This window comes from Alphaproteobacteria bacterium, assembly GCA_019635875.1.
In the GTDB taxonomy this organism is placed as follows: domain Bacteria; phylum Pseudomonadota; class Alphaproteobacteria; order Reyranellales; family Reyranellaceae; genus JAFAZJ01.
In genome coordinates this window covers 72,981-85,692 of the sequence record JAHBYP010000014.1, presented here as the reverse complement: position 1 = coordinate 85,692, position 12,712 = coordinate 72,981, and the positions used below count along the sequence as shown (strand labels likewise).

At 69.4% G+C, this 12,712-nt stretch carries 14 protein-coding genes and 1 pseudogene; 8 read left to right on the top strand and 7 right to left on the bottom strand.

What is annotated here, in order from left to right:
* Window positions 1–76: 76 nt before the first annotated feature.
* Window positions 77–622, bottom strand: a complete 546-nt coding sequence (gene thpR / locus KF889_30120; GenBank protein MBX3503720.1) for an RNA 2',3'-cyclic phosphodiesterase — start codon at window positions 620–622, stop codon at window positions 77–79.
* 10 nt (window positions 623–632) lie between these two features.
* Window positions 633–1,598 (bottom strand): succinylglutamate desuccinylase/aspartoacylase family protein, encoded by a 966-nt coding sequence (locus KF889_30115; GenBank protein MBX3503719.1) that lies wholly within the window; start codon window positions 1,596–1,598, stop codon window positions 633–635.
* 154 nt (window positions 1,599–1,752) lie between these two features.
* Between KF889_30115 and trpS the strand changes: the two genes are divergently transcribed.
* From trpS to sigJ, 3 genes and pseudogenes are all read left to right on the top strand, one after another.
* Entirely contained in the window at window positions 1,753–2,820 is a 1,068-nt protein-coding gene (gene trpS / locus KF889_30110) for a tryptophan--tRNA ligase (GenBank protein ID MBX3503718.1), read from the top strand.
* Window positions 2,821–2,906: 86 nt separating this feature from the next.
* Window positions 2,907–3,341: a carboxymuconolactone decarboxylase family protein gene (locus KF889_30105; protein MBX3503717.1), complete on the top strand. Its 435-nt coding sequence runs from the start codon at window positions 2,907–2,909 to the stop codon at window positions 3,339–3,341.
* A gap of 1 nt (window position 3,342) precedes the next feature.
* Window positions 3,343–4,211, top strand: a pseudogene (gene sigJ / locus KF889_30100) (RNA polymerase sigma factor SigJ).
* On the opposite strand, the gene KF889_30095 reads toward sigJ, so the two are convergent.
* The 3 genes from KF889_30095 to KF889_30085 are packed head-to-tail and all read right to left on the bottom strand — an operon-like array spanning window position 4,208 to window position 7,225.
* On the bottom strand, window positions 4,208–5,296 hold the full coding sequence (locus KF889_30095) for an MFS transporter (protein ID MBX3503716.1): 1,089 nt from the start codon (window positions 5,294–5,296) through the stop codon (window positions 4,208–4,210). The pseudogene sigJ and the gene KF889_30095 overlap by 4 nt on opposite strands.
* A 29-nt stretch (window positions 5,297–5,325) precedes the next feature.
* Window positions 5,326–6,279, bottom strand: coding sequence for an alpha/beta hydrolase (locus KF889_30090; GenBank protein ID MBX3503715.1), 954 nt, complete (start codon window positions 6,277–6,279; stop codon window positions 5,326–5,328).
* Between the two features lies 1 nt (window position 6,280).
* Window positions 6,281–7,225, bottom strand: coding sequence for an alpha/beta hydrolase (locus KF889_30085; protein MBX3503714.1), 945 nt, complete (start codon window positions 7,223–7,225; stop codon window positions 6,281–6,283).
* A gap of 271 nt (window positions 7,226–7,496) precedes the next feature.
* On the opposite strand from KF889_30085, the gene KF889_30080 reads away from it, so the two are divergent.
* On the top strand, window positions 7,497–8,408 hold the full coding sequence (locus tag KF889_30080) for a DUF2333 family protein (GenBank protein MBX3503713.1): 912 nt from the start codon (window positions 7,497–7,499) through the stop codon (window positions 8,406–8,408).
* Window positions 8,409–8,517: 109 nt separating this feature from the next.
* Here the strand turns inward: KF889_30080 and KF889_30075 are convergent, their stop codons facing one another.
* On the bottom strand, window positions 8,518–9,090 hold the full coding sequence (locus tag KF889_30075; GenBank protein ID MBX3503712.1) for a GNAT family N-acetyltransferase: 573 nt from the start codon (window positions 9,088–9,090) through the stop codon (window positions 8,518–8,520).
* A gap of 53 nt (window positions 9,091–9,143) precedes the next feature.
* On the opposite strand from KF889_30075, the gene KF889_30070 reads away from it, so the two are divergent.
* From KF889_30070 to KF889_30055, 4 genes are read left to right on the top strand one after another with little or no spacing between them, the layout of a single operon-like run.
* The gene (locus KF889_30070; protein MBX3503711.1) at window positions 9,144–10,880 is read left to right on the top strand and encodes a dihydroxy-acid dehydratase; all 1,737 of its coding nucleotides are present in this window, start codon (window positions 9,144–9,146) and stop codon (window positions 10,878–10,880) included.
* Between the two features lie 19 nt (window positions 10,881–10,899).
* A complete protein-coding gene (locus KF889_30065; protein MBX3503710.1) occupies window positions 10,900–11,145 on the top strand; it encodes a hypothetical protein in 246 nt (81 codons plus the stop codon).
* Between the two features lie 16 nt (window positions 11,146–11,161).
* Window positions 11,162–11,746 (top strand): cysteine dioxygenase, encoded by a 585-nt coding sequence (locus tag KF889_30060; GenBank protein MBX3503709.1) that lies wholly within the window; start codon window positions 11,162–11,164, stop codon window positions 11,744–11,746.
* Between the two features lie 11 nt (window positions 11,747–11,757).
* Window positions 11,758–12,045: a 2Fe-2S iron-sulfur cluster binding domain-containing protein gene (locus KF889_30055; GenBank protein MBX3503708.1), complete on the top strand. Its 288-nt coding sequence runs from the start codon at window positions 11,758–11,760 to the stop codon at window positions 12,043–12,045.
* Between the two features lie 6 nt (window positions 12,046–12,051).
* Here the strand turns inward: KF889_30055 and KF889_30050 are convergent, their stop codons facing one another.
* Window positions 12,052–12,582 (bottom strand): hypothetical protein, encoded by a 531-nt coding sequence (locus tag KF889_30050; protein MBX3503707.1) that lies wholly within the window; start codon window positions 12,580–12,582, stop codon window positions 12,052–12,054.
* Window positions 12,583–12,712 lie beyond the last annotated feature (130 nt).

Sequence of the window (12,712 nt, the reverse complement as noted above, 5' to 3'; positions counted from 1 at the left end):
TGCGCGCTGTCATCCCGAGCGCAAGGGATCCAGGGTGCAACTGGATCCCTCGCTGCGCTCGGGATGACAGCGAAGATCAATAGCCCAGCGGATACTCCGCCTCGACTTCGTAGAGCGAGCCTTCCGATCGCATGAGGCTGGAATAGAGTCGGAAATGCTCGACCTCGAACGGACCGGCGCGGAACAGGCTGTGCGAGGCGACGAACTGCGCCAAGTGGTGGCCGATCTCGGCGCGGCGGTTGAAACGGGCGAGCGTGACGTGCGGACGGAACCTGCGGCGGTCGAGCTTCACGCCCTCGCCGCGCAGCGCGTTGACCACCCGCTCGCGCAACCGCGTCAGTCGCTCCTGCTGCACCACGGCGGCGTAGAGCGCCTTGGGCTGGCTGCCATCGACGAAGTGATCGACGCCGGCCAGCTCGACATCGAGCACCGGCCCGTCGATCGTCGCCAGCGCTGCGTCGATGTCCCGGGCCATGCCGCCATCGACCTCGCCGATGAAGGCCAGCGTGATGTGGAAGTTCTCCGACGGCACCCAGTTGGCGTCGGGCACGCCGCCCTGCAGCGCGCTCAGCGCATCGGCGACCTCGTCGGGAATCGGCAGCGCGACGAACAGGCGGGGCATCGGCCGCCTCCTACCCCACGATGCGGCCCAGCCGCACGATGGTCACGCCCGGTCGCACCTTGTGGTTGGCCGGCATCACCAGCACGCAATCGTCGTAGGGCGTGTGCACCGGCTCACCCTCGTCGTGGCCCAGCAGGGTGCCGGCCTTGGCGATCACCTCCTGGCCGAACATGCGGCGCACGAACCTGAATTCGCCGCGCCTGGTCGCCACGGCCTGCGTCACCTGCACCACGCGCTGCGCCGGCGGGTCGGGCTGGCGCCATCCGGCGGGCAGGTCGCCGGCTTCGACGATGCCGCTCACGGCCAGAAAGCGGGCGGTCACGTCCTTCGCCACCGTCACCGACGAGGCGCGCCAGTGCTGGCCGGTCTCGATCAGCAGGGCGTTCTTCGGGCTTCCAGGATCGCCGAAGCCGCCATAGTCGCGCATGCGCCGTCCCGCGGCGTGACCGCGATCGCGCACCACGTCGATCGGCGCGCCGACCTGCCGGGCGAGCTCGACGCCCTTGTCGAGCGGCCCGCAGAGCATCAGCGGCACGCAATCGTCGTGCATGGAATGCAGGTCGAGCAGCAGGTCGGCGCGCTGCACGAAGGGCAGCAGCGCGCGCGCCCGGATCAACTCCCGGGTTTCATCCTCGCCGTTGGGCGGCGCGTCGATGCGGCCCCAGACGCGATTGAAGTCCTCGTCGAGCATGCGTGACTTGAACGGCGCCTCGGCATTGAAGCTCTCATAGGCCGCAACGTTGGCGAAGCTCAGGATCAGGCTGCCGCGCCGGGGCCTGAGGCCGGCGGAGAGCAGCTGATCGACGACGATGGCGCCGGACACCTCGTTGCCGTGGGTCAGCGCATTGACCATCACCACCGGGCCCGGCGCGCCGCTCTCCAGCACGTGCACGTACTCGGTGCCGCTGGCCGACCGGCGCCAGCGGGAGATGTCGGGAAAGTCGAACTCGATGGGGTGGTGCTCTTCTTCGGCCATTGAACAGCTCCTCGGCCCATCTCTTATAGCGGATTCCCGGCCGGGAGCTTGATTCGTCCCGGCGCATGGGTCATATCCCCGCCCGCCGACGCCTTCCACGGCGCGGTGCGGGCCGCCCGGCGGCCCACCCACTGATATACGGGAGTCCACATCCATGCCCGACGCCGTTGCGGCGAATACCGCCAATCCGCATCTCAAGCCCTACAACGCCCGTGGCCTGGCCGGCCGCATCTTCTCGGGCGTGCAGCCCACCGGCAACCTGCACCTCGGCAACTACCTCGGCGCGATCCGCAATTTCGTGCGCTTCCAGTCGAGCTACGACTGCATCTTCTGCGTCGTCGACCAGCACGCCATCACGGTCTGGCAGGACCCGAAGGAGCTGACCAACCAGACGCGCGAGATCGCCTCGGCGTTCCTCGCCGCCGGCATCGATGCGAAGACCCACATCATCTTCAACCAGTCGCTGGTGCCGGCGCACGCCCAGCTCGCCTGGGTGTTCAACTGCGTTGCCCGCATGGGCTGGATGAGCCGCATGACGCAGTTCAAGGAGAAGGCCGGCAAGGACCGCGAGAACGTCTCGCTGGGCCTGTTCGCCTATCCCTCGCTGATGGCCGCCGACATCCTCACCTACAAGGCCACGCACGTGCCGGTGGGCGAGGACCAGAAGCAGCATCTCGAGCTCACCCGCGACATCGCCATCAAGTTCAACAACGACTATGGCGTGGCGGACTTCTTCCCGGTGACCGAGCCGTTGATCCAGGGCCCGGCGACGCGCGTGATGAGCCTGCGCGACGGCACCAAGAAAATGAGCAAGTCCGACCCGTCGGACTACTCCCGCATCAACCTCACCGACGACGCCGACACCATCGCCCAGAAGATCCGCAAGGCGAAGACCGACCCGCTGCCGATGCCCGAGAGCGAGGCCGACGCCGAGAAGCGGCCCGAGGCCGACAATCTGCTGGGCATCTACGCCGCCCTGGCCGACGCCGAGAAGGCCGACATCGTCGCCAGCTTCGCCGGCCAGCAGTTCAGTGCCTTCAAGAACGCGCTGACCGAGCTGGCGGTCAGCAAGCTGGGGCCGATCGGCGGCGAAATGCAGCGGCTGATGAAGGATCCCGGCCACGTCGATTCGGTGCTGCGCAACGGCGGCGAGCGCGCCCGCGCCATCGCCGAGCCGATCCTGGGGGAGGTCTACCGCACGGTGGGCTTCCTCAGGCCGTAGAAAAATCCGGCGGCCCGCGTCACACCGCGGGCCGCCGGATCGTCATCCCTCCGAACGACCGGCATTCGCGCCGGTCGATGGAGGACATGATGAGCGATACCAGGGCTGTCGCCTACGAGAACCACATCGGCGACGTGTTCAAGGCCATGCAGGGCGTGCACCAGGTCGTGGGCACGCACGCGTTCGAGGCCAAGATCCGCCATCTCGTGCACCTGCGCGCCTCGCAGATCAACGGCTGCGCCTTCTGCGTGAAGATGCACCTGAAGGAGGCGCGCGAGGACGGCGAGAGCGACGACCGGCTCGACCGCGTCGTGGTGTGGCGCCACGTGCACGATTTCAGCCCGCGCGAGCGCGCGGCGCTGGCGTGGACCGAGGCGCTCACCAGCCTCGACCCGCGTGCCGACCTGGGGGCGCTCAGGGCCGAGCTGCGCCGGCACTTCTCCGAGGACCAGATCGGCGTGCTGACCGCCGACGTGGGCCTGATCAATTTCTGGAACCGCATGCAGGTATCGAGGCACTGACATGGCGGACCGCGAGGACATCGCCGTCTTCGAGGAGGCGCGCCCCAGGCTGCTGGGGCTCGCCTACCGCATCCTCGGCTCGCGCGCCGACGCCGAGGACGCGGTGCAGGACACGTTCCTGAAATGGCGCGGCGCCGATCAGGACGCCATCGCCAATCCGGCGGCCTGGCTGATGACGGCCTGCACCCGGCGCTGCATCGACCTGTTGCGCGCGGCGCACCGCACGCGGGTCGACTATGTCGGCACCTGGCTGCCGGAGCCGATGCACATGCTGACCACCGATCCCGCCGACGAGGCCCTGGGCGCGTCGCTGACCACGGCCTTCCTGCTGATGCTCGAGCGGCTGACGCCCAAGGAGCGCGCCGCCTATCTGCTGCACGAGATCTTCGACATGGACTATCCCGACGTCGCCCGTGCGCTCGACATGAACCAGGCGGCCTGCCGCCAGCTGGTGTCGCGCGCCAGGGGCCATCTCGACGAGGCGAAGGTCCGGCATGCCACGCCGCCCGCGCGCCAGGAGGAGCTGCTCGCCGCCTTCGAGGCGGCGATGCGTCGAGACTGCTCGGCATGCTGTCCGACGACATCGCCTTCAGCGCCGACGGCGGCGGCAAGGTCGCCGCGGCGGCTCGCGTGGTGCGCGGCAAGGCCAACGTCATGGGCGTATTCGATCTGGTCCTGCGCCGGTTCTGGTCGCGGCTTCGGCTCGAGCCCGCCGACATCAACGGCGGACGCGGCTTCATCGTGCGCGACGGCGAGCAGGTCGAGGCGACCGTGTCTTTCGCCTACGACGAGGCCGGGCAGGTCAGCGGCATCTACGTCATGCGCAATCCCGACAAGCTCGCCCGACTCGACGCGGCGACGATCCGCTAAGCCGTGCGTCCGACGCACCACCACAGGCCGAGCGCCATCAGAGCGGCGCAGGCGCCGTAGAGCGGCCCCTGCGGCACCGCCGCGAACACCGCGCCGGCGACCACCGGACCGACCGCGGCGCCGAGATCGCGCCAGGTCGAGTAGGTCGCCTGCGAGGCCAGCAAGCCGGTCCGGGCGCGCTCCGCCACCATGACCGGCACCAGCGTGTTGAACAGCCCGCGCGTCGTGACGACCAGCGCGCTGCCGGCCAGCTCGTGGCCCAGCGCGATCAGCACCAGCCCGCCGATCAGGGCCAGGCCGCCGCCGATCGCCAGCGGGCGGGTGCCGCAGCGATCGGCCAGCACGCCGCCGATCGGCGCCGCCAGGACCTCCATGCCCCAGCGCGTCGCCAGAAGGAGCCCCGTGGCGACGACCGGCGCCACCGGCAGCGCCGTATCCTTCATCAGCAGGGCCAGGGTGACGATGAAGATGCCGTCGATGATCAGGCCAAGCGCGAAGCCCCAGAGATCGAGCCGTCCCGGTCTGGGCAGGGTGAACCCCGCCGCCCTGCCGTCATCGATATCGAGCGCCGGCAGCCGCAGCGACAACAGCATCGCCGCAAGGCCGAAGCCGGCGATCACCAGGAACACGTCGCGCGGCCCGATGAATGCGACCAGCGCGGCGCCGCCGGCCAACGAGATCACCTGGAAGGCGCCGAGCGTGGTGCGATTGACCGCGACCCGCCTGCCGGCATGGGCGCGATCGGAAACGGCGTAGGCCAGCACCGCGAGATTGAGCGCGGCGAACGAGATGCCCCACAGCATGCGCGCGGCCATCAGCACCGCCTCATCCGTGGCAAGGGCATAGGCCAGGGTCGAGATCGTCGCCGTGGTGGCGGCGGCGATCATCATCGGCCGCACGCCAATGCGCTGGGTGAAATGCGCGACGATGGAATTCGCCAGCAGGCGGACCCAGCGGTTGAGCGACAGCAGGATGCCGACGACGAACAGCGAGACGCCGAAGGCGTCGGCGTAAAGCGGCAGCACGGCGTAAATGAGCGAATCGCCCATCTGCGCCAGCGCGATGACCAGCGCCGGCACCGCCATCGGCACGGGCAGGGCGGGGCGCGAGCCGCTCAGGCGGCGCGCTCGATCAGCGCCTCGCGCAGCGCGAGCGCCGCAGTGGCGATGGCGCGCCGCGCGGTGTGCAGGAGCGCGTAGCTGCCGAGGAAGCCGTGATTCATGCCGCCGAGTTCGAGGTGGTCGACGCGCACCCCGGCGTCGTTCAGGCGGCGGACATAGGCGCGGCCCTCGTCGCGCAGCGGATCGTAGCCGCAGGTCATGACGAAGGCCGGGCAGACGCCCTGCAGGGTCGGCGCGTGCAGCGGCGCGGCGCGCCAGTCCGCGCGGTCCGCCTCGTTGGGCAGGTAGCATTCGATGAACCACTGCATGTTGGCGCAGGTCAGCCCGTAGCCGGTGGCGAAGAGCTGGTAGGACTCGGTGGTCGTCACCGCGTCGGTCACCGGATAGGACAGCAGTTGGAAGCGCAGCGCGGCGATGCCCTCGTCGCGCGCCAGGATCGCCACCGCGGCGGCGATGTTGGCCCCGGCGCTGTCGCCGCCGATCGCCAGGCGCGCGCCGTCGATGCCGACCGCCGCGCCGTTCGCCGCCAGCCAGCGCAGCGCGGCGACCACGTCGTCGAAGCCGGCGGGGAACGGATGCTCCGGCGCCAGCCGGTAGTCGACCGACATCACCGCGACGCCGGCGAAGACGCAAAGCCGCGACGCCGTCACGTCGTGGCTCTCGAGATCGCCGATCACCCAGCCGCCGCCATGCACGTAGATCAGCGCCGGCAACGCCTTGTCGGCCGGCGCGGCCGCCGGGCGATAGACGCGCACCGGAATCGGCCCGGCCGGCCCGGGGATGGTGCGGTCGCTCGAAACCACACCGTCGGGCCGCCTGCCGCCCGAGGCGCCGCGCGACTTGAGGAACATCTCGCGCGCCGCGGCCGCGCCGACGCTTTCCCAGGCCGGCGGATTGAGCGCCGCGGCGATGTCGAGCAGGCGCCTGACCTCGGGATCGAGCGCCATGTCAGCCGCCCAGCGCTTCGCGCACGGCCTGCGCCGCCGTGGTGATGCCGCGGCGCGCCTGCGGCAGCACGCCGGGCATGCCAAAGAAGCCGTGGATCAGGCTGCCGTACTCGACGTACTCCACCGTCACGCCGTCGGCGGCGAGACGGCGCGCATAGGCGGCGCCTTCGTCGCGCAGCGGATCGAAGCCGGCGGTGATGACCATCGCCGGCGCCACGCCCGCGAGGTTCGCCGCACGCAGCGGCGAGCAGCGCCAGTCGGCGCGGTCGGCGGCGCCCGGCACGTAGTGGTCGTAGAAGTACTTCATCGCCGCCGTGGTCAGCAGGTAGCCCTCGGCGTTGCGCGCCATCGAGCCGGTATTGGCCAGCGCATCGACCGCGGGATAGATCAGGCACTGGTGGCCGATCTTCGGCGCGCCGGCGTCGCGCGCCATGATCGCGACGATGGCCGCGAGATTGCCGCCGGCGCTGTCGCCGCCGACCGCGAGCCTGGCCGCGTCGCCGCCGATCGAGGCGGCATTGGCCGCCACCCATCGCGTCGCCGCCCAGCAATCGTCGACCGCGGCGGGATAGCGATGCTCCGGCGCCAGGCGATAGTCGACCGAGACGACCAGCAGGTTGCCGTCCTGCGCGAAGCGCTGGCAGACCGTGTGGTGGGTCTCGATGTCGCCGATCACCCAGCCGCCGCCGTGGAAGAACACCAGCACCGGCAGCTTCGCGTCGGCCGCCGCCGATTTCGGCCGGTAGATGCGCACGGGGATCTGACCGGCCGGGCCGGGGATCGTGCGGTCCTGCTCGGCCACGCTGTCGAGGATCGGTCCCTGAATGGGCGCGCGCGTGTCGCGCATCATCTGGCGCGCGTCGACCGGCGAGAGCGTGTGCAGCTGCGGCCGGCCGGCGGCGATCGCCGCGTCGAGCAGCAGACGGATGGTCGGGTCGAGCGCCATCGCGCAATCCTCTTCGTCGGTTGGACCAGGTCGCGCGAATGATGACGAGCAACGCGGCACTGGCGCAACGGCAAAGCGTCTCCATATGATCATGGCCGGCGTGCTACAGTGGCGTCGCCTCCCGGCTCTCCCCAGAGGGATTGCGAGACAGCCCGCGCCCATGTCGTTCGATCCGGAACCCCGCCCCGCGGCGGCCGTCGCCCCGAGACCATACTGGCGCCGCCTGCTGGCCTGGCGGCCGCGACTGGGCGGCGCCGGCATCGCCGGCGCGATGCCGCGGCGGCGCTGGAGCTGGTGGCTGCTGATCCCGATCGTGCCACTGCTCTACTACACGATCGGCATGCTGGTGGTGCACACCATCGACGACAATGTCGAGTTCCGGCCGCAGAGCGTCGGGCCCGGGGAGAGCCACGCCGTGGCGGCCGCCGCCGCCCTGGTGACGCGCGAGGTCGATCAGCATCGCTGGGTGGCGAGCGACCCGTTCTTCCTGCCGGCCTGGCCGCTCGACAACATGCCCAACTTCCAGATGGGCATCATGGCGTCTGTGGCGCGCTTTACCGTCGAGTTGAAGGATCAGCTCGGCCGCACCCGCGGATCCAGCCAGATCGACCGCGACCTGCAGGACGCCGCCGGCATGTTCCAGTTCCGCGGCGACCGTTGGGTGTGGGATCCCAGCATCTCGATCTGGCCATCGGCGACCTCGGCGCAGCAATACCGCGCCGGCTATCGCGCGCTGATCGCCTACAACAAGCGGCTGGGCGCCGGTCAGGCGATCTACGACCGGCGCGCCGACAACCTGCAGTTCATCCTCGAGCGGTTCGCCAACGATCTGGGCTCGGAGTCGGCGCGCCTCGACCAGCACATCATGCAGCGCGGCGGTGACCTGTTCGACATGCAGTGCGACAACATATTCTATTCGGTGAAGGGCCGGCTCTACGGCACCTTCATCCTGCTGCGCGAGATCGGCGAGGATTTCAAGCAGGTGATTGCCGACCGACAGCTGACTACTGCCTGGGCACAGATGCTCGATTCCTTCCGCACCGCGGCCTATCTGCAGCCGCCGGTCGTGATCAACGGCCGGCCTGACTCGACGATGCTGCCCAGCCACCTCGCCTCGCAGGGCTTCTACGTCATGCGCGCGCGCACCCAGCTGCGCGAGATCGTCGACATCCTGCAGAAGTGAACCGAGCAGATCGAACAGGCCTGTCATCCCGAGCGCAGGGGGATCCAGAGTTGGCCTGGATCCCTCGCTGCGCTCGGGATGACAATGCCTCTGGCTTTGCGCGTCCGCTTCAGCGAAGCGCAAGCCGCACGCGCTGCTTGCCGCCGCCGCGGTTGCCGACGATCCTGAATCCGTGCGCCGCGAACAGCCGGCGCGTGCCGGTCCAGGCGAAGGCGGCAGGTGACGGGGCGCCGTCCTTCGCCGGCTTCACCGGGTAGCCCTCGATGATCGTGGCGCCGCGCTTCTTCAGGCGTTCGACGGCGAAGCCCAGCAGAGCCGAGGCCACGCCCTTGCCGCGGAATCCGGCCTTGATGAAGAAGCACGGGATCGACCAGACCTCGGCCGCGTCGGCACAGCTGAAGCTCGGCGCGCGATCGAGCTTGTCGAAGTCGGGCCGCCTGTCGAACGACACCCAGCCCACCGGCTCGCCTTCGACATAGGCCAGCGCGCCATGCGCGTGACCGCCGCAGACCAGGCCCTCGAAACGCTGGCGGTTCTCCTCGCCCTTCACCGCATCCCATTTCTCGCCCTTCTTCTGGCGCCAGAACATGCACCAGCAGCCGCCGACCGCGCCGCGCGGGCCGAACAGCCGCTCGAGGTCGAGCCATAGCTTCGGCGTCAGTTCGCGGCAGACGATGCGCATGTCAGTGTCCTACCATGGGGCAGCCACGTTCAACGAAGCCCATGGAAACGCCGATGACCACCCGCCGCAAGACGCCCGAGCAGCTGCGCAGCCATCGCTGGTATGGCGCCGACGACCTGCGTTCCTTCGGCCACCGCTCGCGCACCAAGCAGATGGGCTACGCGCGCGAGGATTGGGCCGGCAAGCCGGTGATCGGCATCATCAACACCTGGTCGGAGGCCAATTCCTGCCACTTCCACCTGCGCCAGCGGGCCGAGGAGGTGAAGCGCGGCGTCTGGCAGGCCGGCGGCTATCCCATCGAGATGCCGGCGATCTCGCTGGGCGAGGTGCTGATGAAGCCGACGACGATGATGTACCGCAACCTGCTGTCGATGGAGACCGAGGAGCTCTTGCGGTCCAACCCGATCGACGGCGCGGTGCTGCTGGGCGGCTGCGACAAGAACATTCCCGGCCTGCTGATGGGCGCCATCAGCATGGACCTGCCGGCCATCGTCGTGCCGGCCGGCCCGATGCTGCGCGGCAACTGGCGCGGCAAGCCGCTGGGATCGGGCAGCGACGTCTGGAAGTACTGGATGGAGCTGAAATCCGGCGGCATCAAGGACGCCGACTGGGACGAGATGGAAGACGGCATAGCCCGCAGCTTCGGCACCTGCATGGTGATGGGCACCGCCGCCACCATGATGTCGATGGCCGAGACGCTCGGCTTCACCCTGCCCGGCGCCTCGTCGATTCCCGCCGCCGATTCCAATCACGCCCGCATGGCGAGCCTAGTGGGGCGGCGCATCGTCGACATGGTGTGGGAGGATCTGAAGCCCTCCGAAATCCTGAGCGCCAAATCGTTCGACAACGCCATCCGCGCCCTGATGGCGATGGGCGGCTCGACCAACGGCATCATCCATCTCGTGGCGCTCGCCGGCCGCGCCGGCATTCCGCTCACCCTGGACCGCTTCGACGAGATCGCGCGCAGCACGCCGCTGATCGCCAACATCCGCCCCTCGGGCCAGTACCTGATGGAGGACTTCTTCTACGCCGGCGGCCTGCGCGCCTTCCTCGAGAAGCTCAGGCCGATGCTGAACCTCGACGCCCGCACCGTGTCAGGCAAGACGCTGGGCGAGGACATCGCCGGCGCCGAGACGCTGATCCCTGACGTGATCCTCGACATCGACAAGGCGCTGAAGGCCGACGGTGCGCTGGCCGTGGTCAAGGGCAACCTCGCCCCGGATGGCGCGGTGATCAAGCCGTCGGCGGCCGAGCCGCGCCTGCACAAGCATTCCGGACCGGCGCTCGTGTTCGAGGACTACAACGACATGGCCGCACGCATCGACGATCCCGACCTCGACGTCACCGCCGACACCGTGCTGGTGCTCAAGCAGTCCGGTCCGCTGGGCGGCCCGGGCATGCCGGAATGGGGCATGCTGCCGATCCCGCAGAAGCTCCTGAAGGAGGGCGTGCGCGACATGGTGCGCATCAGCGACGGGCGCATGAGCGGCACCAGCTACGGCGCCTGCGTGCTGCACGTCTCGCCCGAAAGCCAGGTCGGCGGCCCGCTGGCGCTGGTGCGCACCGGCGACATCATCGAGCTCGACGTCGCCGCCCGTACGCTCAACATGAAGGTCAGCGACGAGGAGCTGGCGCTGCGCCGCGCCGGCTGGAAGGAGAAGCCGGTGGTCTATGGCCGCGGTTATGGCTGGATCTTCGCCAAGCACGTCCAGCAGGCCGACAAGGGCTGCGACTTCGACTTCCTGCGCGCCGACGCCGGCCCGAAGGTGCCGGAGCCGGAGATTCATTGAGGCGATCGCCGCCGTCGCCATGACGACGTTCGTGCGCATTGCCGACGAGCGCGACAGCAGCTCGATCCGGCGCAACGCGCTGCGACTGCCCAAGCGCGGGTGGAAGCAGTACGAAGGCGGCTGCTCGTACTGCCAGCGCTGGAGGATCATGTCCCGCAAGATTCAGGATTCGTACAGGCGCCGGGATTGGGTCAGCCTGGTGGCAAGGCGGCCGGGCCTTTCGGCGCTGGACGCCGGCATTGATAGCCCCCTACGCTCGCGCTGACCGATCGGGAGCACCCATGATCATCGCCGAGAAGCGCGATCGCGCCTGCGCCAGGCTGCTGGCCGACGTCCACGCCATCGCCGACAAGGAGGGCATCCATCCATCGGCGCTGCACGCCATCAAGCTCAAGCTTGTGGCACTGGCCAAGCGGGCCGAGCTGTTCCCGCTTGCCGACTTCGCCATGCCGCACGCGCAAGGTCGCACGCATCCGCTGCTGGTCGAGGACGACGATGGGCTGGGCCTCTACCTGACGATCAGCCTGCCGGGCAAGGAGGCGGCGCCGCATGACCACGGCATATGGTGCGTCAACGCGGCGATTGCCGGTCGCGAGCGTCACGAATTCTTCCGCCGCACGGACGACGGTGCCACGCCGGGCCGCGCCACCGTTGTGAAGGTCGGCGAGGTGACGGTCGAACCGGGCCACGGCATGGCGATGGCGGATCACGACATCCACAGCACCATGGTGCTGGGCAGGGAGCCGGCGATCGGGCTGGCGCTATACGGCTACGCGCTGGCGCGCTTCCCGTCTGTCGCCTGGTACCATCCGCAATTCGGCTCGGTGCGCACGACGGCCTCGCGCCGCCACGCGCCGGCGGCGTGAAAGGTGGCCCCGTGAAGTCCTATCGCGTCACCATCGGCAACACCGGGCAGACCATCGACTGCACCGGCAACCGCACCGTGCTCGAGGCGGCGATCGCCGCCGGCATCGACTATCCCTATGCCTGCGCCAGCGGCAATTGCGCGACCTGCATCAGCAAGCTCGACTCGGGCAAGGTCACGCTGCTGCCTCGCGGCGACGCCGCGCTGCGGCCCGAGCAGATCAAGGCGGGACAGACACTCGCCTGCCGTGCCCGGCCGAAAAGCGACCTCAGCATCACCTGGCTGGCCCGGCCGCGCTGAGCAGCCCTACTGCTTCACCACCGTCCACGGCTTGGGCATCAACACCCAGCGGCCGTTGACGTGGACCAGGCCATCGACGGCGAGGCCCATGGTCTTGCCCGGCTCGACGTACTTGAAGCGCGCGATCGGAATGCCGCGCTTGAGGGAGGGCAGCACGCGCTTGTAGCCGCCGGGAAACTCCGACAGCGCCGGCTTGCCGTCGATCAGGTCGTCGGTCAGGACGACGAGCATCAGGATCTCCGTGCGCTGGGCGCTGACGCGCAAAGTCTCGCCCTTCTCCCACAGGCGGTCGTTCGCGGCCTCGAGGTCGCCGGCCACCGGCTCCTTGTAGACGGCGCGATAGTCGGCCCGGGTCGGCCGCAACCGCTGCATCGCCGCGCGCGGATCGACGCCCGATGCGGCGAGGAACTGCGCCGCCACGGCGCGCGCGCCACGCTCGGTCGGCGGGAAGCTTTCCTGGGCAGACGCGGTGCGGGCCAACGGCAGCACGGCGCCGCCAGCGAGCAGCAGGCGGCGCGAGAGCGACGACATGGTCATGGAGACCTCCCCTTCGACCAGCCAGCCACGCGATTGAGGCGAGATCGCGGTCGAGAATCGACCGACGACAAAAGGCTCTCGTTGCATCCCAGCAGCGAAACGCGCACAAGGGAATCGGTGTCGCCGGAGA

Coding starts and splice junctions, on each gene's coding strand:
- thpR (MBX3503720.1), bottom strand. CDS start 622: ATGCCCCGCCTGTTCGTCGCGCTGCCGATTCCCGACGAGGTCGCCGAT.
- KF889_30050 (MBX3503707.1), bottom strand. CDS start 12,582: ATGACCATGTCGTCGCTCTCGCGCCGCCTGCTGCTCGCTGGCGGCGCC.
- KF889_30080 (MBX3503713.1), top strand. CDS start 7,497: ATGCCGCGGCGGCGCTGGAGCTGGTGGCTGCTGATCCCGATCGTGCCA.
- KF889_30065 (MBX3503710.1), top strand. CDS start 10,900: ATGACGACGTTCGTGCGCATTGCCGACGAGCGCGACAGCAGCTCGATC.
- trpS (MBX3503718.1), top strand. CDS start 1,753: ATGCCCGACGCCGTTGCGGCGAATACCGCCAATCCGCATCTCAAGCCC.
- KF889_30095 (MBX3503716.1), bottom strand. CDS start 5,296: ATGGCGGTGCCGGCGCTGGTCATCGCGCTGGCGCAGATGGGCGATTCG.
- KF889_30075 (MBX3503712.1), bottom strand. CDS start 9,090: ATGCGCATCGTCTGCCGCGAACTGACGCCGAAGCTATGGCTCGACCTC.
- KF889_30090 (MBX3503715.1), bottom strand. CDS start 6,279: ATGGCGCTCGATCCCGAGGTCAGGCGCCTGCTCGACATCGCCGCGGCG.
- KF889_30105 (MBX3503717.1), top strand. CDS start 2,907: ATGATGAGCGATACCAGGGCTGTCGCCTACGAGAACCACATCGGCGAC.
- KF889_30070 (MBX3503711.1), top strand. CDS start 9,144: ATGACCACCCGCCGCAAGACGCCCGAGCAGCTGCGCAGCCATCGCTGG.
- KF889_30085 (MBX3503714.1), bottom strand. CDS start 7,225: ATGGCGCTCGACCCGACCATCCGTCTGCTGCTCGACGCGGCGATCGCC.
- KF889_30060 (MBX3503709.1), top strand. CDS start 11,162: ATGATCATCGCCGAGAAGCGCGATCGCGCCTGCGCCAGGCTGCTGGCC.
- KF889_30115 (MBX3503719.1), bottom strand. CDS start 1,598: ATGGCCGAAGAAGAGCACCACCCCATCGAGTTCGACTTTCCCGACATC.